The organism is Plantactinospora solaniradicis (assembly GCF_042658085.1).
Taxonomy (GTDB): Bacteria; Actinomycetota; Actinomycetes; order Mycobacteriales; family Micromonosporaceae; genus Plantactinospora; species Plantactinospora solaniradicis.
This window is the reverse complement of record NZ_JBHSPR010000007.1, coordinates 249,292-268,785: the sequence shown is the minus strand read 5'-3', so window position 1 is coordinate 268,785 and position 19,494 is coordinate 249,292. Positions and strand designations below refer to the sequence as shown.

Genomic DNA, 19,494 nt, shown 5'->3' with positions numbered 1-19,494 from the left:
AGCCGTACCTGACAAGGCTCGTCAGGTTCCCGGCCCATTCTGACCGCCGATCGATGCGGCTGCCGGAGGAGATGTCCGGATACCCGGTGCCGACCCGTGGTGGCGGATGCCACCGGATCCGGGGCAGCTGGCACGTTGCGGCCATCAGTAGCATCGAGCCATGCCACACCAACCTCAACTCGCGGAGTCCGACTCCACCGAGGCCAACGGGGTGACTCCCGATGAGCAGCCAACCGGGGCACCGGCTCCCAAGAGACGCCGCCGCACCAGGCGGATCATCCTGATCACGCTGCTGGTGTTGGCCCTGCTCGGCGCCGGTGGTGCGGTCGCCGCAGGCCTCTATGTGCGTTCGGTGGAGGGCGGCATCGAACGCGTGGAGGCGTTCGACGAGGTGCCCGAGGAGTCGCGCCCGGTCAAGGTGGCGCAGGATGCCAAGAACATCCTGATCCTCGGCAGCGACACCCGTGACCCGGCGAACACCTCCGGTTCACGAAGCGACACCATCATCCTCGCCCACCTGCCGAAGGACCGGTCGAGCGCCCAACTGGTGTCGATCCCCCGGGATACCTGGGTGAACGTGCCCAAGAGCAAGAACGGCAAGCACGGCGGCCGGGATGCCAAAATCAACGCCGGGTACGCCTGGGGTGGGCTTCCGCTGATGGTGCAGACGGTCGAGAAGTTCACCGGGGTCCGCGTCGACCACGTCGCGATCGTCGACTTCGCCGGCTTCAAGGAGATCGTGGACGCGCTGGGCGGCGTGCAGATCAACGTCGAGGAGAGCTTCACCTCGACCCACTCCCTGCTGCCCTCCGGGCGACGGGAGTTCACCAAGGGCCCGCAGTTGATGGACGGTGCGGAGGCGCTGGACTACGCCCGGGAACGGTACGCCTTCAAGGACGGGGACTTCGCCCGCATCCGGCACCAGCAGCAGGTCATCAGGGCCATCCTGGACAAGGCGGCCTCCGGCGGCACGCTCGCCAACCCGGCGCGGCTGAACTCGTTCGTCAAGGCCTCCGCCGACGCCGTCTCGGTGGACAAGACGATGTCCATGCTGGACCTGGCGATGGAGCTGCGCCACCTGCGCAGTAGCAACCTCACCTTCATCACCAGCCCGACCAAGGGGACCGGCAACGTCGGTGGGGAGAGTGTCGTGTTCGCCAAGACCGACGAGGCCAAGAAGTTCTACGATGCGGTCCGCCGTGACGCCGTACCGGAGATCCTTAAGGCTGCGACGAAATAACCGCGCCGCCGTGATGGCCGGACCCCGGTGCGCCGTCACCGGCCCGACCGTCCGTCCTGGAAGCTGACGGTCCTGGCAATCCGGCTGGTCGGGACACTATCCTGCTGGCGGCTGCTCACGGCGCCAGTTGTCGCGCCGGGGTGCCACGGGGGAGGTCATGGATATGTCGAGCTGGCCGGCGGTGCAGCGCGGTCCGGCGGAACTGTCCGACGCCGACCCCGGTGGCCGACTGGCACCGGCCCCCGGCGCGGAGGTCGCGACGGCGGGCGAGGGCGACGGGCCGCGCGGCGTTCCTCGACCCCGTACCCCGATCGCGCCGGCCGTGCCGGCCCGGCCCCGGTCCGAACTCGACACCACCACCGTGCTGCCCTACGCCGGTTCGGTCGCGTCGAGACGTACCCGTAGCCTCCGTGCCTGGATGCTGGCCGCCCCGGTCGACCTTGCCGCCCTGCTGGCGCCGCTGCTGCTGTCGGACCGTTACTGGCGTGGCACCCTGTTCGCGGCCGGCCTCACCGTGGCCATCTTCGCGACCGGCGGACTCTACCGTGGACGTCGGCACATGAGCATCCTCGACGAGTTGCCCAATCTCGGCGGCCGGCTGCTCGCCTCCGCGGCCGTCGTGGCGATCATCGCGGCGATGCGGCACGGCTCGGTGGAGTACGTCGCCGGCTTCATGCGAGGAGTCGCCCTCTCCGCCGGCCTGGTGATCCTCGGGCGGGCGATCACCCGGAGCATGGTCGTCCTGGCCCGACGGCGACGCTGGGTGGAGCACAACGCCATCATCATCGGCAGCGGCCCCATCGCCGGTGAACTCGCCCGGCTGCTGCGGCGTTATCCCCAGTACGGCCTCCGGTTCGTCGGCTGTGTCGACGTCGACGACGAGCAGGCCCCGGGGGCACCCCCGCTGATCGGCACCCTCGACAACCTCGAACAACGGGTGGCGCTGGTCGAGTGTGACGTCCTCATCGTCGCGGACCCGCACTGCCTGGAGCCCACGGTGATGGAACTCCTGGCCCGTCCGGCGTACGCCCGCTGCGACCTGTGGACCGTGCCGAGGCTGTGGGGTTCCCGCTCACCCGGCGGGCTGCCCGACCACATCGGTGCGATCCCGGTCGTCCAGATCCGCCACACCACCCTGTCCGGCCCCCGATGGATGGTCAAACGCGCGTCCGACATCGTGCTGGCGTCGATCGCGCTGGTGGTGCTCAGTCCGGTCATCGCGATCTGTGCGCTGCTGACGCTCTGCGAAGGGGGACGGGGCATCTTGTTCCGACAGCAGCGGATCGGCCGGTACGGCAAGCCGTTCGACGTCATCAAGTTCCGCACCATGCGGGCCCGGGACGAGCACGAGTCGCAGACGAGATGGTCGATAGCGGGCGACCTCCGGGTCGGACCGATCGGCCGGTTCATGCGCCGCACCTCGCTGGACGAGTTGCCCCAACTCTGGAACATCCTCCGGGGCGACATGACGGTGGTCGGGCCCCGGCCGGAGCGGCCGTACTTCGTCGAGAAGTTCTCCGCCGAGCACCCGGACTACGCGATGCGGCACCGGGTACCGGTGGGGCTCACCGGTCTGGCCCAGGTGAGCGGGCTGCGCGGCGACACCCCCATCTCCGACCGGGCCCGGTTCGACAACTACTACATCGAGAACTGGTCGCTCTGGCTGGACACCAAGGTGCTGCTCCGGACGGTCGCCGAGGTGTTTCGCGGCGGCGGCCGGTGACCATCCGGGCTCGGGACGCCGGGCGGTACGTGGATCCGGGCCGGTTCAGTCGGAGGGTACGAACGGCAGCAGTTCTCCCTGGTAGCCGTCCAGGTACCGGGCCGGGTCGGCGCCCAGCACGGAGCCGAGCACCGTGCCGATGACGTTCCGGAAGTCCACCGTCGCCTTGAGATCGCCGTCGTCCAGATCGGTCAGGCTGGGCTGTTCGCCGTAGAACCCGCCCACCACCCGGGGACCCAGGACGAAGACCGGCCCGGCGGTGCCATGGTCGGTGCCGTCGGAGGCGTTCGCCCGCACCCGGCGGCCGAACTCGCTGTAGACCACCACCACCACCTGCTGTCCGGCGTCGGTCTCGGCCATCCTGGTCACGAAGCTCGTCAGGGCCTCGTCGAGCTGCTTCAGCAGCACCTCGTGTCCGGCCCGTTCCTCGGCGTGCGTGTCGAACCCGCCCAGGCTCACCGAGTAGACCTGGGTCGGCACACCGACCTCGACGCAGCGGGCCACGAGCGCGAGCTGGGTGGTGAGGGCGTTCTCGCCGCCGGTGCTGGTGGCCGGCACGACGGGTTCGTCATCGGCGTCGGGTGACTGGGTGGCCTGCCCGGCCCCACGGACGACATCTCCCATGGTGAGCAGGTCCGCGAACGAGGCTGCGGCGCGGGCCTGCATCTCCGGCTCGTTCGGCTGACCGCGACCCAGCCCGGCGACCAGGTCCGGGCTGATCCAGTCGGGCAGGGTGAGACCACGGTAACTGACGCAGGCGCCGATCCGGGACCTGCCGACCAGCAGTGGCGGCAGTACCGGCTCGAAGCTCACGGCCGCCTCGACAGGTGCGTTCACGCCGTCCAGCCACCGTCCCACCCAGCCGGTCGGCGCAGGGTTGGCCGGTGAGGCGGTCTGCCAGATGTCCATCGACCGGAAGTGGCTACGGTCCGGCTTCGGATACCCGACCCCGAGCACGATGCCGAGCCGGCCGTCGTCCCAGAGTCCCTTCAGACCACGCAGTCTCTGGTTCAGCCCGAGCCTGTCGTCCAGGCGCAGCACTTTCCCGGGCGCGTACGCCAACTCGGGCCGCGCCGAGTGGTAGGCCCGGTCTGCGTACGGGATGACCGTGTTCAGCCCGTCGTTGCCGCCGTACAGAGTGACCAGGACGACCTTGCTGGTCTGCCGGGCCGGAACGACGGGAGCCGCCTTCGACGAGGTGCCGAGCAGCCGGTGGAGACCGATCGCACCGGTGCCGGCGGCCAACGCGCCGCCGCCCAGCACCCCGGAGGCGACCAGGAACCGGCGTCGGGTGAGTGCGTCCACTTCAGGTCACCAGGTATTCGGGGCTGACGAGTCCGAGTGTCAGCAGCAGACGCGCGTTTCGTACGTCGCGCAGCACGGCGTAGGTCCTGTCGGTCCACTTGTCGATGCAGAGAATGTACGCGACGTCCTCCGGAGTCAGCCGGCTCGGCGTGAGCTGGCTGGCGAGTTTGCCGGCCAGGCTGAGCCTCAGTTGCGCACCGGCCGACGTCAACCAGGTGGCGCCGGCCGGCCATCCGCCGACGCTGGGCGGTGCGAACGGTCGCTGTCCGAGCCCGCCCAGTCCGTCGAGGAGCTGGGTCAGGGTCTCGGCGGGAATCCTCGTGGGCCGTAGCTCCAGTTGCCGCATGGCACCGACCAGCCACTCGATGGGCTGCTTCACCATCGTCCCCCGGGTGGTGGCGAACGCCTCGTCCGTGTACAGGGAACGGAGCATCGACATCGGTGCCGGAAACGCCCCTGCCATCCGCTCGCTGGTCCGCTCCGGAATGGGCAGGGTCGACGAGGCGTAGCGGAACCACAACCTGGAGGCGATGAACTGCACGCACTCGATCCGGCCCAGCAGCAGGTTCACCACGCTGGTGGCGGTGAACCTCTCGGTCGAGCCGAGGATCGTCTTCCGGCCGTCGTCGTGCTGGCGCCGGTCGAGGACCGATGTCGCCGACCCGAGGTTGATCCGCCACCCGGTCAGCGCCCGGCCCACCTCCTTCACGTCCCGCTCGGTGTACCGCCCGTGCCCCAGCAGGAACAGTTCGAGCAGCTCACGACCCAGGTTCTCGTTCGGTGCCTGCTTGGTGTTGAGGTGCCCGTCCAGCCAGTAGACCAGGGCGGGGTCGACGACCATCCGCCGCGCGGTCTCCGCGATGTCGCGGGACTCCCGCAGGGTGCGGTGCTGCGCCAGCATGAGCTGTGGACTCTTGACCTTCGTCACCGAGGTGGCCCAATGTCCGTGCCAGAAGAACAGCAGCTTCTCGACGGCCTGGTGGTTAGCCACCACCATACGTTCCAGCCACCACCGGGTGATCAGGTCCGTCTGCGTCTTCCGGATCCGGTCGGCCTCGGCGCGCTGCCGGGGCGTCGGATTCGGACGTTCGGCGTACGGGTCCGGGCCGAGGGCCGGTATCGGTGCACTGCTCGCCCCGATGTCCGGCCCGAACGGAGCGACGAGAGTCGACACGGTCGCCTCGTAACCGACCTGCCGCGCAGCGGTCAGTTCGGCGGCGGTCGGCCCGAAGCCGGCCCGACGCAGCAGCAACCCGACGTCGTCGGTCATGCTGCCACCATAGGTGCCGGGAATCCCGATCGGAACGCCGGGCCGAACCGTTCCGGCTCAACCCCCCTGGCCAGGCCGTCCGGCCAACTCCGCGACCGACGCCACTCACGGTCGGGGTCGTGGCGCTGCGGTATCATCCCGGGCTGGAACTGGCCGGTTCGGGTACCTGCGGGAGAGTCCAAGTTGGCATGTCATGGCGTCCGGCCCGCGAACCGTGCCTGCGCCGGTTGGTCTCCGTCGAAACCTCCGGCGACGTGATCCCGGCCGGGCGGCAGTCCGACCTCGACAGGTCTCCCGGATCGCGTCCGCTCCGTGGTCGTTCGGTCGCGCTGGTGCACGAGTGGTTCGGCGCGACGGGCGGATCGGAGGAGGTGTTCCGGCGGATCGCCGAGCTGGTGCCACACGCCGAACGTTTCGTCCTGTGGAAGGACCGGAACGTCTCCGAGCCCGGCCTTCGGGAGTCCTGGTTGGCCCGGACCCCGCTGGCCCGCAACAAGGCGTTGGCGTTGCCGCTGATGCCACTCGTCTGGCGTACGCTCACCCGCGAGCGCTACGACGTCGTCATCTCGTCCAGCCACGCGTTCGCGCACACGGTCCGGCTGGGCTCACCGGAGCAGACCCGGTACCTCAGCTACGTGCACGCCCCGGCGCGCTATCTGTGGAGCCCGACGTTCGACGGCCGCGGCTCGAGTCCGCTGCTGGCTCCACCCCGACGGGTCCTGCAGGCCGTCGACGTACGGCTCAGCCGGCACGTGCACGGTTACGCCGCGAACTCACGAGAGGTCCAGAACCGGATTCGGCGCTACTGGGGTCGCGACGCCACGGTGATCAATCCGCCGGTGGACACGGACTACTTCGCCGCCGCGCCAGCCGCCGACCGACGCCAGTCCCGGGACTACCTGCTCGGGGTCGGCCGGTGGATTCCGTACAAGAACTTCGACCTCGTCATCGCGATCGCCGAGGTGGCCGGGCTGCCGCTCGTGCTCGCCGGCTCCGGACCTGAGGAGACGAATCTGCGGCGGCTGGCGGGCCGGGTCGGCGTACCCGTCACGTTCGAGGTCATGCCCGGCAAGGAGAGGTTGCGGCAGCTCTACTGGGGAGCGCGGGCACTGCTGTTCCCGGTGCACGAGGACTTCGGCATGATCCCGGTCGAGGCCCAGGCATGCGGTACCCCGGTACTGGGACTGCGCCGGGGCGGCCTGCTGGAGACGGTGACCGACGGGGAGACCGGCTTCCTCGTCGACTCGTTGGACCCGGCGGAGTTCGGCCTGCTCGTCCGGCGGCTTCCCGAGCTGACGCCGGAACGGATCCAGGACCACGCCAGCGCCTTCTCCGGGCAGGAGTTTGCGGCGAGGATGTCGGCGTGGATCGACCATGAGTCGAACTGACGGCGACAGCCCGGAGCCGGACCGGTTGCTCACCCCGGCCGACGGCGACCCGGTCGACGGGTCGGCGATGACGGTGCTGCACGTCAGCCACACCGCCCAGCCGGGCGGCGCCGAACTCGCCCTCGTCCGGCTGCTCAGCCAGCAGCGGCGGCACTGGCTGGCCCGGCTGTGCGCGCCGGATAACGGCACCGCGTTCGACCGGCTGGCCGCGCACGGTGTCGAACTGGAGCGGAACCTGCCGGCGTTGCCGACCGGCGGCACCCGGGGCGGAAGTCTGCTGCTCGCGGCCCGTTACCTGCGTGCCCTGCAGGCCGGGGCCGGTGTCCTGGGACGCAGCCGACTGTTCCAGGACGCCGATCTCGTGCACGCGAACACGGCCGCCGCGGCGATCTGCGCCGCGTTCGCCGACCGGGGTGGGGCGAAGCCGTTGGTCGTGCACCTTCGTGACCTGGTCACGACCGACAGCCTGGGCCGGTTCGGCTTCCGGGCGTTCACCAGGATCGCGCTGGGGCGGGCCGACGGGGTTGTCGCCAACTCGCGGACGACGCTGGCGTCGGCCGAGCAGTGGCTGCGGCCCGGACTGCCCAGAATGGTGATCCAGAGCCCGGTCGGCATCGACCGGCGGGTGACGGCGCCCCGCCCCGACGCCGCCGTACGCCGGATCGGGATGGTCGGGCGGCTACAGCGGTGGAAGGGGCAGCACGTCTTCCTCCGGGCGTTCGCCCTGGCCTTCCGGGGCACCGACGTGCGGGCCCGGATCGCCGGAGCACCACTGTTCGCCGAGACGGCCTACGAGAACGAGATCCGTCGCCTCGTCGCCGAGTTGGGCATCGCCGACCAGGTGGACCTGCTCGGCCACGTCGACGACGTACCGGGATTCCTCGACTCGGTCGATATCCTGGTACACGCGTCGACCAGACCGGAACCGCTGGGACAGACCGTCATCCAGGGGCTGGCCCGGGCGCTGCCGATCGTCGCGACCGAGGGAGGCGGCCCGGGGGAGTGGATCCGGCCCGGCGTCAACGGCCTCCTCGTCCCCCCGAACGATCCCGAGGCACTCGGCCAGGCGCTGCTGAGGCTGGCGGACTCCACAGAACTACGGGCCGGGCTGGCGGCGGGCGCGGCGGCGACGCCGGGAATCCGCACCGACGAGGAGTGCCGGGCGCACCACGCAGGGTTCTTCCGGGCGGTCTGGCAGGCGCGACGCGACGCGGGCTGGAAGGAAGCCGGATGACGGATGGTCGAGCTGACCTGAGGGTCGCGTACATCCTGCTCCGCCCGCCGAGCTACAGCGAGACGTTCATCACGTCGGAGATCCGCGCGGTCCGGGCCGCCGGCGCCACCGTCGAGGTTTTCGTCGCCCGCCCCGGCGGCCGGCGTGCCGAAGTCGCCCGGGTCATCCGTACGCTGGTCCGCCATCCGGTCCGGCTGCTCGCCCAGGTGCGTACGCTCGGCGGCACGGATCTGCGGCGGGCGGTGCTGGCCGGCAGCCACGCGCTCGCGCTGTCCGAGGAGGTCGCGGCCTTCGCGCCGGACGTCGTGCACGCGCACTTCGTCAACCTGCCGACCGCGGTCGCGGCACTCGTGGCGAGGAAGCTCGGTAAGCCCGCGACCGCCATCGCACACGCCGCCGACTTCCTGCTGGACCGGAACCCGGTCGGGTTGGCCGGCCGGCTCGGTCTGCTCCGCCACCTGTTCGTCATCTCGGCCGCGACCGTCCGGCAGCTCGAGGCCCGAGGGGTAGCCATGGCGACGATCCCGCACGGCATCGTCCGGGCCGCGTTCGACGGCGAGCTGCCCGAGCCGGCGCCGCTCGGTCCGGCCGGCCCGGTACGACTGGTCACGGTCGCCCGCCTGGTCGAGAAGAAGGGTGTCGGCACCAGCGTCGACGCGGTGGCCCGGCTGGTGGCCACGGGTCTGGACGTCCAGTACGACGTCTACGGTGACGGACCGCTCCGGGCCAGCCTGGAGCGCCGGGCGCGGGAGCACGGTGTCTCCGCCGCCGTGACCTTCCACGGCGCGGTGTCGCACGCGGTGGCGACCGAGGCGCTGGCCGCCGCGGACGTGGCGGTGCTGGCCTGTACGCGCGGCAGCGACGGCGACCTCGACGGCATTCCGGTCTTCCTGATGGAGGCGGCCAGCCGGCAGGTGCCGGTGGTGACCACCGCGGTCTCCGGCATCCCCGAACTCGTCGAGGAGGACGGCGGCTGGTTGGTCCCGCCCGACGACCCGGCGGCACTGGCCGAGGCGGTGAGGCAGGTGGTGCGGGACCGGACGGAGGCGCGGCGCCGTGCGGGCACGCTCGCCGCCCGGCTGCGTACGGAGTTCCGCCCCGAGCGGCAGGCCGAGCGGCTCCTCGACACCTGGCACCGACTCGTCGATCCGGCCGGCGGCCGGCAGCGGGCGGCCGACGCCACCGGCTTCCGGGTGAGGCGCTAGGCAGATGGGACTGACAGTCGTCTCGACGTTTTTTCCGCTGCCTCCGGACCGGGGCGACCCGGTCCGGGTACTCATGATGCTCCGGGCGATGGCACGGATCCAGCCGTTCACCCTCGCGGTGGTGCGGCGCCCCGACACCACCGGGGACCAGGTCGACCGGCTGCGCGGGATGCTGCCGGAGGTGGAGGTCCGGGACTACCCGGCGACGCCGTACCGACTCGACCGGCTGGGGCCGTTGGGTCGCTATCCGGAGGCCATGGCCGACGGACTGCCACCGTGGATACGGAGTCGTTACAGCCGGCCGTTGCACGACGACCTGCGAACCCGGGACGGCGCGGGGATCGCCATCGGGGAGGCGGCGGCGGTGTATTTCCGGGGCACCCGACTTCGCTGGCACTGGGACAAGGCCAACGTGCTGGCCGGTAGCACCCGGGGGGACATCGCGGAGGCGGAGGACCTCGCACACCAGCTCCGGGCGCGGTACCTGGCCTGGATCTCGACCCGGTTCGAGTCGAGGGCGCTGTCGGAGTGCGAGACGGTCTCGGTGACCAGTGCCGAGGAATCCAGCCGGCTCGCCGAACACCATCGCCGGAGGGCGGACTTCACGTTGCCCAGCTCCGTACCGTTGCCGGTCGGACATGTTCCGCGATCGGACGAGCGCCACCTGGTCTGGCTCAGCAGCTTCTCGTACCGCGCCAACCTGGCCGGGCTGCGGCTCTTTCTCGGCCGGGGATGGCCGGCGCTGCGCGGTGCGGGCTTCCGGCTGACTCTGGTCGGATCGGGCCTCACCGATCGGGTACGGGAGAGTCTCGCCCCGATCGACGGTCTCGACGTACTGGGCTACGTGGCGGATCTCCGGCCGGTGCTCGCGCGGGCCAGGGCCGCCGTGGTTCCCCTCTGGAGCGGCGCCGGGGTCAAGCTGAAGACCCTCACACTGCTGGCGCACTCCGTCCCGGTCTTCACCACGCCGGTCGGCGCCGAGGGTGTTCCGGCGACGGAGGCCGTCCGGCTGGCCGACACCCCGGAGGCACTGGCGGCGGAGATCCTCGGTTCGTCGGTGGCCGAGTTGGACGCGATGGCCGCCGCCGGGGCTCGCCTGATCGAGCGCCAGTTCTCCGAGGAGCGGTTCGCCGAGCGTCTGGTCGGCGCGCTCGCCGAGTACGGCTATCTCGACGTTCCCGGGACCTCGTTGCGCGAAGGACCCTGATGTCGACGAGGAAACTGGTCTCCGCTTCCGTCGCGAACCTGCTGATCCCGATCAGCGGGCTTCTCGTCAGCCCGTTCCTCTCCCGGGAACTGGGGCCGGACGGTCGTGGCCTCTATGCCGCGCTCACCCTGCCGATCGTCGTCTGTGGCTGGATCGGCACGTACGGGCTGCAGGACGCCCTCAGCTACCACCTGCGCACCGGCAGGCTGTCGAAACGGAATGCCGCCAAGGTCAGTGTGATCGCGTCGGTGCCCCTCGGACTGCTCGGGATCGTCCTGCTCGCCGTGCTCGGGCTCTTCGTCTTCTCCGACGGTGACGGGCGCTACGGGCAGTTCCTCCTGCTCGCCCTGCTCGCGCCGCTGCACATTCTCGCCAACCTGCTCATCGGCGCGTTGACCGGCGCCTCCGACATCCGCGGCGTCAACCTGGTGAAGGTCGTGCCCGCGCTGCTCAGAACGGCACTGGTCGTCTTCGGCTGCCTGATGCTGGACCTGAGCGCGTACTGGGCCGGCCTGCTCTTCGTGGCCTCGGTGAGCGGTGGACTCGTCCTCGGACTCGTCCGGCTCCGTTCGGCGCCGGAGCGGGTCGACCCGCCGGGGGAGGGCGCCGGAGAACCGCCCGAGCCACCGGACGGGACGGTACCCGTCCGCTCACTGCTGGCGTACTCGCTGACCTGCCTGCCCGGTGTCCTGGCCGCGATCTCCAGTGCCCGGCTCGACCAGATCGTCGGGCTGCCGGTTATCGGGGCGCGGGAACTCGGCTACTACGCGGTGGCGGTGAGTGTCGCGGAGATACCGATGGTGATCGCGACGGCGGCCCGCACGGTGCTGATGGGCCGGCCGGGCAGTGACGACCGGCGTCGGGGCAGTGCGGTCGCCCGGCTCGCCGTGCTGGCGTCGACCGTCGCGAGCGGCGTACTGGCGGCGATCGCGGGCGTCGCCGTGCCGTGGGTGTTCGGTGACGCCTTCGCCCCGGCCGTCGTGCCCACGGTTATCCTCTGCGCGGCGACGACGCTCTACACCAGCATGGTGATCTTCAGTGCGGTTCTGTTGGCGAACGGCAGGGCGGCCTGGTCCTCCGGTGCACTGGTCGCCGGATCCGTCCTCGGCATCGTGTTGTTGTTCCTGCTCGCGCCGATGGGTGCGGTCGGGGCGGCGCTCGCCAGCCTGGCCGGCTACGGAGTGTCGGTGGTGGCCGCCGCCGCGATGGTGAGGAGAGTGCCGGAATTGCCTTCCCTGCGCGAACTGACGGTGCCGTACCGGGAGGATCTGCGTTCCTTCGGTGGGTTGGCTGTCGGGTTCGTCGGCCGCTTGCGCGGGCGAGCCACGGACGGTCCCGGTCCGGACGGTTCCGGTCCGGCCAGCTCACCCGGGCCCACGACCCCCCTCCGGCGCGCGGTGGGTACCCTCGCGCACCGGATCGACGTCGGCACCTTCGGGACGGGCCTGCTGTTCGTCCTCGCCTGGCTCCGGTTGATGGTGCCGTTGCTGATCCAGCTGCTCGATTCGGGACGTCCGGAGTTCAACTCCAGACAGGACCTCGTCCCCCCGGTCAGCGACCTCCTCGGCGACGCCCTCAGCCTGGCGTTCATCCTGGTCGCGGCCGTTCTCGCGGCGCACGGCGGCTACCGGCACCGACCGGTGCGGCTGTGGTCGCTGGCCGCCGTCCTCGCCCCGTTTGTCGCGATCGAGGCGGCCGGGCTCCTCAACCACCAGCGGCCCGGCCTGGTGTCGCTGGCACTTCCGCTCGCTGCGGTCGCGATCTGGCTACAGCCGGTCCGACGCGAGGTCCTGGGGGTGATCGGCATCCTGGGCGCGGTCACCGCAACCGGATCGATCCTGCTGGCGCTGGCCCGTCCCGATCTCGCCCTCATCTCCGGGACGGCGGCGGGAGACAAGAGCGGGGTGCTCGGCGGCCTGCTCGCCGGCCCCTTCCTGCACTCCAACGTGCTCGGGATCGCATTGGCCCTGAGCATCCCGTTCGTGTTCTGCGTCTCCCGTCCGCTGATCCGCCACGGCGCGCTGGTCGTCATGCTCTTCGCGCTGTTCTGGACCGGATCGCGCAGCAGTCAGTTGGCGGTCGCCGCCGTCCTCTTCACGTACCTGCTGATCCGGCTGTTCCCGACCCGGACCTGGGTGCTGTGGACCATGATGACCACCGGAGTCGCGGCCGTCGTGCTCGTGCCGCTGTTCACCACGGACCCGGAGGCGTTCACCCGCCGTGGCCGGATCTGGCGGACGCTGCTGCACCAGTGGGTCGAGCACCCCCTGCTGGGTTACGGACCCAGATACTTCCAGCGCGAACCGGACCTGGCGGTGGAGCTGGGAGGCGAGTTCACCCACGCACACAACGCCATGGTCCAGTTTCTCGTCGTCGGCGGCCTGGTCACCACGGCGGTGGTCGCCCTGCTCATCGTGCTCGCCTGGCGGCGGTCGGTGGCCCTGGCGACGGCCGGCTTCCCGGCCGCGGCGCTCTTCCTGGTCGCGTTCCTGTATGTCTCGTGGCTGGAGGCGTCGCACGTGCCGACCACACTGGCCGGACACGCGACCTGGCTTCCGCTGATCGTGATCGCGCGGCTCGGTCTGCCGGCCGGCGGCACACCGCCCGCCCCGGTCGAGGCGGACCGGGGCGGCCGGTCACGGGCCGGTGCCGCCGGCTGGTTGAACGGGACGGCGGGGGCGTTGCAACAGCGACTGACGAAGGGCTCGCCTCAGAAGACGACCGTGTCGCGGATGTAGTTGGCGATCCGCCGCAGCTGGTTCGCACCGTCGGGCGGCGCCGTCATCCGGAAAACGACCTGACGGTCGACCACTCCCTCGCTGCCGCTGCGCCAGTAGGCAACGATGATCAGGGCGTACCGCTCCTTGCCGTCGATGTTGAGCGAACTCCGCTCGGCGTAGGTGCTGTAGCGTCCGGTGCTCACCCACTGCAGGCCCCACGCCTCTTCGGCGTGCCGCATGGAGGTCTGCTGGTCCTGACCACACGGACTCGGGCAGTTCCGGACCACGATCTCGCCACCGATCTCCGGGTTCTCTCCCGGAGACACCCCGCAGTAGTGCTTGGCGTATCCGTCCGCCTTGCCGCCGGGAATGCACTGCCAGTCCCGGGGGACCTTGACGGTGAAGCCCAGGCCGTCCAGCTCGGTCAGCGTCCGGACGCCGTCCGTGGCCGCGAACCTGGGCCACTGCGCCGGCCAGGTGCCCTGCCTCGGCGGCTCCAGTCCCGGATTGAGGGCCGACGCGGTCGGCAGCGGCGCCGGGGGCTGGCTGGTCGCCGGCGCGCTCGCCTCGGTCGGGTTCGGGTCGTCGCCGCCCGACCGGTTCAACGCGAGGACCGCTCCACCACCAGCGAGGACGAGTACGACCAGCACGGCGATGCCGATCCACAGTCGACTCCGCGACGGCGCCGGCTCGGACGGCACGATGTGCCGGACCGGGGAGTAGAGCGGATCGTACGAAGATGGCGGGTCGTCGGAGATTCCGCCGGTCGGTCCCGGTCGTGGCATCTCCGGCAGCGGCTGCGGCGGTCCGGAGATCGAGTCCGGTGGTACGGAGATCTGGTGCGGCGGCACCGAAACCTGGTAGGGCGGCCCGGAGCTCTGGTGCGGCGGCACGGAGACCTGGTCCGGTGGTGCGGAGACCTGGTGCGGCGGCCCGGAGACCTGGTGCGGCGGCCCGGAGACCTGGTGCGGCGGCACCGAGACCTGGTGCGGCGGCGTGGACGTCGGCTCGGCGGTTGCCGGCGGCTGGGGTGGGCCGGCCTGCCAGGGACCGGGCGGGGCCAGGCCCGGCGTCAGCCGCGTCGTGGGCGTGACGAGTCCGTCCTCGTCCGCCCCGGGCGGAGCACCGACGATCGGCGTCTTGACGGTGACCGACTCGACTCCACCAAGCTCCGACTGGGTGGGTCGGCACTCCATGCCGAGCGCCGCGAACAGCCGCTCCGCACCGGGACCGTCGCTGCTGGCGTAGACGACCCAGGGCGCGGCGGCCGCGAAGTCGGCGTGCACGTATCGTGGCCCGCCCGCTGCTCCCGGCTGTGCCAACCCGTGGGCCGTGCCGGCGAAGGCGTCCCGCCACCGTTGATCGCCCGCCACGGTCGCGTCGAGTACGGCCACCGTGTACGAGTTTCCCTGCCCGTCGATAGCTGACCAGACGCTGCCCACCTGACACAGGCTGATCGCCTCGATGAACTGGTACGGACCCACTGGCTGCATCCCAACCCACTCCCGCGTTGTTCTGTGCGGATCCTAACGAGGCGACACCAACCCACCCGAGGCCCCTCCGGCGGGCCCACTGCCCAGTGGTCAGGGACGCCGCAGTAGTCCGGCGATAGTACATGTGCACTGACGGAGGGTGTTCGGGCTCACCCGGTGAGCGACGTGGACAGTGGTGCCGGCCGTCCGGCCGGTCAGCCGGGGGTACGGAGGAGCTCGGCGACCAGCCGTTCCCCGTCCGACCAGGGGCCGTACCCGCTGGCGGTCTCTATGTGCCCGGCGTCGCCCGCGTCGAACAGTTCCGCGCCCCAGTCCTCGGCGTACTGCTCGAACTGCGCGAACGTCGTGTACGGGTCGGTACGGCTGGCCACCAGGATTGCCCGGAACGGCAGTCGGGCCCGGGAAACCGGCTCCCGGACAGCGTCGACCGGTGGATCGCCTGGATCGGGTTTCCAGGCCGGGTCGATGTACGGGGGAGTGACCAGCAGCGCCGCCCGGACCGGCCCGACGTGCTCGGCCGCCCAGGCCACGACGGTGAGGCAGCCGGCGCTGTGCGCGACCAGCAGTGCCGGCGCCGGATCGCTTTCGATGGCCGCGTGCAGCGCGGTGACCCGCTCGGACAGCACGAACGGCGGACCCGGCGGCCGGGGCGCCCACTGGTACTCGGGGTTCGCGTCGGCCCAGCGCTGTAGCCAGTGTTCGGGCCGGGGACGTCCACGCCCCGGTACCAGCAGTGCCCGGATCACCGGTACAGGTTAGAACAACCGGGGAGCGGTGGGTCTCCTGTCGACTCGTCACGCGCGCCGGTGGCGACACACAGGACATCTTCTGGGGCTGGCCTGCGGGCCCTGATCGGCCCCTCCGGCACGCTTAGGATGTGGGTGGCGAAACATCGGTGGACCGGCGGGCAGTTCCGGCCGGGTACCCGTGGTGTCGGATCGGTCGACTCGACGGCGGCCGCCGTCGCCACCTGTCCGACGAGAGGATCGCGGAGCGTTGGGCGTGGACGGGTCGGGTGACTCCGACAACGAGGTGTCGACGCCGACCGGCACCCGGCCGGCGGTGTTCCTGATGAGTGCCTGTCTCGCCGGCACCCGGTGCGCCTACGACGGTGGCGCCGCGAAGCAGGAGGTGTCGGTCGGCGAGCGGGCCACCGTGCGTCTCGTCTGCCCGGAGGTGATGGGTGGGCTCGGCACGCCCCGCGATCGCGCCGAGATCGTGGGCGGGAACGGATTCGACGTCCTCGACGGTCGTGCGCGGGTGCTGACCCACAAGGGCGAGGACGTGACCGAGGCGTACCTGTCGGGTGCCCGGCAGGCACTCCGGATTGCCCAGGCGATCGGGGCGGCCGGAGCCGTGCTCCAGGACTACAGCCCGTCCTGCGGTTGCCGGCAGATCAGCGACGGGTCGTTCCGACGTAACCGGACGGCCGGAATGGGCGTCACGGCCGCGCTGCTACTCCGTAACGGATTCGAGGTCGTCGCCCATCACGAATACGACCCGTCGTCGTCCTTCCGCCCCGTGCCGAATCCGCCGGATTGAGCGAGCGGTGCCGGACCCACCGTCCGGCTCGGGCGGGAACGACGGATCGGTGACACTCGCACACTTGTCGGCCGTCACCGATGTCCAGCATCTGTCCTGCTCGGCGCCGGTCCGGGGGTGATCCGCCGGGCGTCGGGCGCGTGACGATCAATCGCGGGCGGCAAGAGTCGTGGATGTCTGCTCTGCCGTTATTGAAGCGTTACGGTGTACGGTTTGACTGCTCTGATGTTAGCGGTAACACTCGGCTCGCGAAGATGATCGCGACCACATCCATCCGGGCAGGCGGGAGCCGTGCCCCCAGCAGGAGAGGTGGACATGCCGCCGGCCAAGCAACCGCAGATCTGGTTCCTCACCGGAAGCCAGCACCTGTACGGCCCGGAAACCCTCGATCAGGTCGCGAGCCAGTCGCAGCAGATCATGCGCACGCTCACCGGCTCCGGTCAGGTCGCCGCGGAGATCGTCTGGAAGCCCGTACTCACCGAGGCGTCGGCGATCCGCGCGGTCCTGCTGGAGGCGAACGCCGACCCGGCCTGCCTCGGTGTGATCGCCTGGATGCACACCTTCTCGCCGGCCAAGATGTGGATCAGCGGGCTCGACGCGCTCCGTAAGCCGCTGCTGCACCTGCACACCCAGCTCAACGAGGCGCTGCCCTGGGAGTCCATCGACATGGACTTCATGAACCTCAACCAGGCCGCGCACGGCGACCGGGAGTTCGGCTTCATCCAGACCCGGCTCGGGCTGGCCCGCAAGACGATCGCCGGGCACGCCTCCGATCCGACCGTGGTCTCCCGGATCGACGAATGGGCCCGCGCCGCGCTCGGCTACGACCACCTGCGCAGTCTCCGGTTGGCCCGGTTCGGCGACAACATGCGGGACGTCGCCGTCACCGAGGGTGACAAGGTGGAGGCGGAACTTCGATTCGGCGTCTCGGTGAACACCTACGGCGTCAACGACCTGGTCGACGTCGTGGACCAGGTCGCCGACGCGGAGATCGACCGGCTGGTCGCCGAGTACGCCGACACCTACCGGCTCGCCCCGGAACTGGCCAAGGACGGTGACCGCCACGACTCGCTGCGGTACGCCGCCCGGATCGAGGCCGGCCTGCGGCAGTTCCTCACCGATGGCGGCTTCGGGGCGTTCACCACCAACTTCCAGGACCTCGGCGGGCTCCGCCAACTACCCGGACTCGCCGTGCAACGGCTGATGGCCGACGGCTACGGCTTCGGCGGCGAGGGCGACTGGAAGACCTCGACCCTGCTGGCGGCGGTGAAGGCGATGAGTGTCGGCACCGGCCGGGGTACCTCGTTCATGGAGGACTACACGTACCACTTCGGGCCCGGCGAGCCGAAGATCCTCGGCGCGCACATGCTGGAGGTCTGCCCCACCATCGCAGGCGGCCAGCCCTCGTGCGAGATCCACCCGCTCGGTATCGGTGACCGGGAGGATCCGGTCCGGCTCGTCTTCGACGCCACCCCCGGTCCGGCGGTGGTGATCGGTCTGGCGGACCTCGGAGAGCGCTTCCGGCTCGTCGCCAACGAGATCGAGGTCGTGCCGCCGGACGAGCCGATGCCGAACCTGCCGGTCGCGCGGGCCGTGTGGAAGCCGGCACCGTCGCTGACCACGTCGGCCGAGTCCTGGCTGACCGCCGGCGGCCCGCACCACACCGTGCTGACCCAGGCGGTCGGCTCGGCCACCCTGCGCGACTTCGCCGACATGCTGCACACCGAACTGGTGCTGATCGACGAGAAGACCACGACGGCGGACTTCCGGGACCGGCTGCGCTGGAACCAGGCGTACCACCGGCTCGCCCAGGGGCTGTCCGGCCGGAACTGACCCGAACGGGCCGGCCCCGGGCATGCCGGATCCATCGATCCGTGGTGGAGTAACGGATGTCCGACGTACGCCACCGGCCGGTTCCGCGGATCGCACAGCGCGACCCGCACCCGTACGAGACCCGTGGGTCGCGGCGCAAGCCCGTGTCCCGCAGCGGAGACCCGCACGCCGTACCAGGAATTTGGAGGAGTACATGAAATTCGCCCGGCTCGCGGCGGCGGCTGGCGCCATCACGCTCGCCGCCGCCCTCACCGCGTGTGGATCGAGCACGAAGACGGTGGACGAGGAGGGCAGCTCCGGCGACAGTGCCGGTGCGCTCGTCGGCGTCACCATGCCGACGAAGTCCTCCGAGCGGTGGATCCACGACGGCAACAACGTCAAGGCGGGGTTGGAGAAGCTCGGCTACCAGGTCGACCTCCAGTACGCCGAGAACGACATCCCGTCCCAGGTGAACCAGATCGAGAACCAGATCACCAAGGGCGCCAAGGTGCTCATCATCGCCTCGATCGACGGCACCGCGATCACCACCCAGTTGCAGAACGCGGCGGACAACAAGATTCCGGTCATCGCGTACGACCGCCTGATCCGGAACAGCCCGAACGTCGACTACTACGCCACCTTCGACAACTTCAAGGTCGGCGTCCAGCAGGCGACCTCGCTGCTGGTCGGGCTGAAGCTGAAGAAGGACGACGGCACCGACGGCGATGCCAAGGGCCCGTTCAACATCGAGCTGTTCGCCGGTTCGCCGGACGACAACAACGCCACCTTCTTCTTCAACGGCGCGATGTCGGTGCTCCAGCCGTACATCGACAAGGGCACCCTGGTGGTCAAGAGCGGGCAGAAGGACTTCAAGACCGTCGCCATCCTGCGCTGGGAGGCGGGTACCGCACAGCGCCGGATGGAGGACCTGCTGACCAAGACGTACGGCGGCGCGAAGGTCGACGGCGTGCTGTCCCCGTACGACGGACTGTCGATCGGCATCCTCTCGGCGCTGAAGAGCAACGGCTACGGCACCGCCGGTCAGCCGTACCCGGTGGTGACCGGGCAGGACGCCGAGGTTGCCTCGGTGAAGTCCATCATCGCGGGGGAGCAGTACTCGACCATCTACAAGGACACCCGGCAACTCGCCGAGGTCGCGGTCAAGATGGCCGACGCGGTGCTCAAGGGCGGCAAGCCCGAGGTGAACAACGAGAAGGACTACGAGAACGGCAACAAGGTCGTACCGTCCTTCCTGTTGCAGCCGGTGATCGTCAACAAGGCGAACTACAAGTCGCTGCTGATCGACACCGGTTACTACAAAGAGGACCAGCTCAAGTAGTCGATCCTTCGGCGGG

The 19,494-nt window shown here is 70.4% G+C and carries 14 protein-coding genes; 10 read left to right on the top strand and 4 right to left on the bottom strand.

What is annotated here, in order from left to right; genetic code table 11:
- Positions 1–160 precede the first annotated feature (160 nt).
- Positions 161–1,240, top strand: coding sequence for an LCP family protein (locus tag ACFP2T_RS07295; protein WP_377418906.1), 1,080 nt, complete (start codon positions 161–163; stop codon positions 1,238–1,240).
- Between the two features lie 418 nt (positions 1,241–1,658).
- On the top strand, positions 1,659–2,963 hold the full coding sequence (locus tag ACFP2T_RS07290; protein ID WP_377419929.1) for a sugar transferase: 1,305 nt from the start codon (positions 1,659–1,661) through the stop codon (positions 2,961–2,963).
- Between the two features lie 45 nt (positions 2,964–3,008).
- Here ACFP2T_RS07290 and ACFP2T_RS07285 read toward each other — a convergent pair whose 3' ends face one another.
- Positions 3,009–4,268, bottom strand: a complete 1,260-nt coding sequence (locus tag ACFP2T_RS07285) for a DUF1501 domain-containing protein (RefSeq protein WP_377418903.1) — start codon at positions 4,266–4,268, stop codon at positions 3,009–3,011.
- Between the two features lies 1 nt (position 4,269).
- A complete protein-coding gene (locus ACFP2T_RS07280; protein WP_377418900.1) occupies positions 4,270–5,538 on the bottom strand; it encodes a DUF1800 domain-containing protein in 1,269 nt (422 codons plus the stop codon).
- Between the two features lie 188 nt (positions 5,539–5,726).
- Here ACFP2T_RS07280 and ACFP2T_RS07275 point away from each other — a divergent pair, with 188 nt between their 5' ends.
- The 5 genes from ACFP2T_RS07275 to ACFP2T_RS07255 are packed head-to-tail and all read left to right on the top strand — an operon-like array spanning position 5,727 to position 13,310.
- Complete coding sequence (locus tag ACFP2T_RS07275; RefSeq protein ID WP_377418897.1) at positions 5,727–6,926, top strand: glycosyltransferase; 1,200 nt, start codon at positions 5,727–5,729, stop codon at positions 6,924–6,926.
- Positions 6,913–8,160 carry a glycosyltransferase gene (locus tag ACFP2T_RS07270; RefSeq protein ID WP_377418895.1) on the top strand — a complete coding sequence of 416 codons (1,248 nt, stop codon included), beginning with the start codon at positions 6,913–6,915 and terminating at the stop codon, positions 8,158–8,160. The genes ACFP2T_RS07275 and ACFP2T_RS07270 overlap by 14 nt, the downstream gene beginning before the upstream one ends.
- Entirely contained in the window at positions 8,157–9,365 is a 1,209-nt protein-coding gene (locus tag ACFP2T_RS07265; RefSeq protein ID WP_377418892.1) for a glycosyltransferase, read from the top strand. The genes ACFP2T_RS07270 and ACFP2T_RS07265 overlap by 4 nt, the downstream gene beginning before the upstream one ends.
- 4 nt (positions 9,366–9,369) lie before the next feature.
- The gene (locus ACFP2T_RS07260) at positions 9,370–10,572 is read left to right on the top strand and encodes a glycosyltransferase family 4 protein (protein ID WP_377418889.1); all 1,203 of its coding nucleotides are present in this window, start codon (positions 9,370–9,372) and stop codon (positions 10,570–10,572) included.
- A complete protein-coding gene (locus ACFP2T_RS07255) occupies positions 10,572–13,310 on the top strand; it encodes an O-antigen ligase family protein (protein ID WP_377418886.1) in 2,739 nt (912 codons plus the stop codon). Before ACFP2T_RS07260 ends, ACFP2T_RS07255 begins: the two co-directional genes overlap by 1 nt.
- Here the strand turns inward: ACFP2T_RS07255 and ACFP2T_RS07250 are convergent.
- Complete coding sequence (locus ACFP2T_RS07250) at positions 13,283–14,785, bottom strand: hypothetical protein (RefSeq protein ID WP_377418883.1); 1,503 nt, start codon at positions 14,783–14,785, stop codon at positions 13,283–13,285. The two genes, ACFP2T_RS07255 and ACFP2T_RS07250, sit on opposite strands and share 28 nt — an antisense overlap.
- A gap of 194 nt (positions 14,786–14,979) precedes the next feature.
- Positions 14,980–15,531: an RBBP9/YdeN family alpha/beta hydrolase gene (locus ACFP2T_RS07245; RefSeq protein WP_377418880.1), complete on the bottom strand. Its 552-nt coding sequence runs from the start codon at positions 15,529–15,531 to the stop codon at positions 14,980–14,982.
- Positions 15,532–15,787: 256 nt separating this feature from the next.
- Between ACFP2T_RS07245 and ACFP2T_RS07240 the strand changes: the two genes are divergently transcribed.
- The 3 genes from ACFP2T_RS07240 (at position 15,788) to chvE (ending at position 19,478) form a co-directional block, all read left to right on the top strand.
- Positions 15,788–16,327, top strand: coding sequence for a 2-thiouracil desulfurase family protein (locus ACFP2T_RS07240; RefSeq protein ID WP_377418877.1), 540 nt, complete (start codon positions 15,788–15,790; stop codon positions 16,325–16,327).
- Positions 16,328–16,642: 315 nt separating this feature from the next.
- Positions 16,643–18,160: an L-arabinose isomerase gene (gene araA, locus ACFP2T_RS07235; protein ID WP_377418873.1), complete on the top strand. Its 1,518-nt coding sequence runs from the start codon at positions 16,643–16,645 to the stop codon at positions 18,158–18,160.
- A 193-nt stretch (positions 18,161–18,353) separates the two neighbouring features.
- Complete coding sequence (gene chvE, locus ACFP2T_RS07230) at positions 18,354–19,478, top strand: multiple monosaccharide ABC transporter substrate-binding protein (RefSeq protein ID WP_377418871.1); 1,125 nt, start codon at positions 18,354–18,356, stop codon at positions 19,476–19,478.
- Positions 19,479–19,494 lie beyond the last annotated feature (16 nt).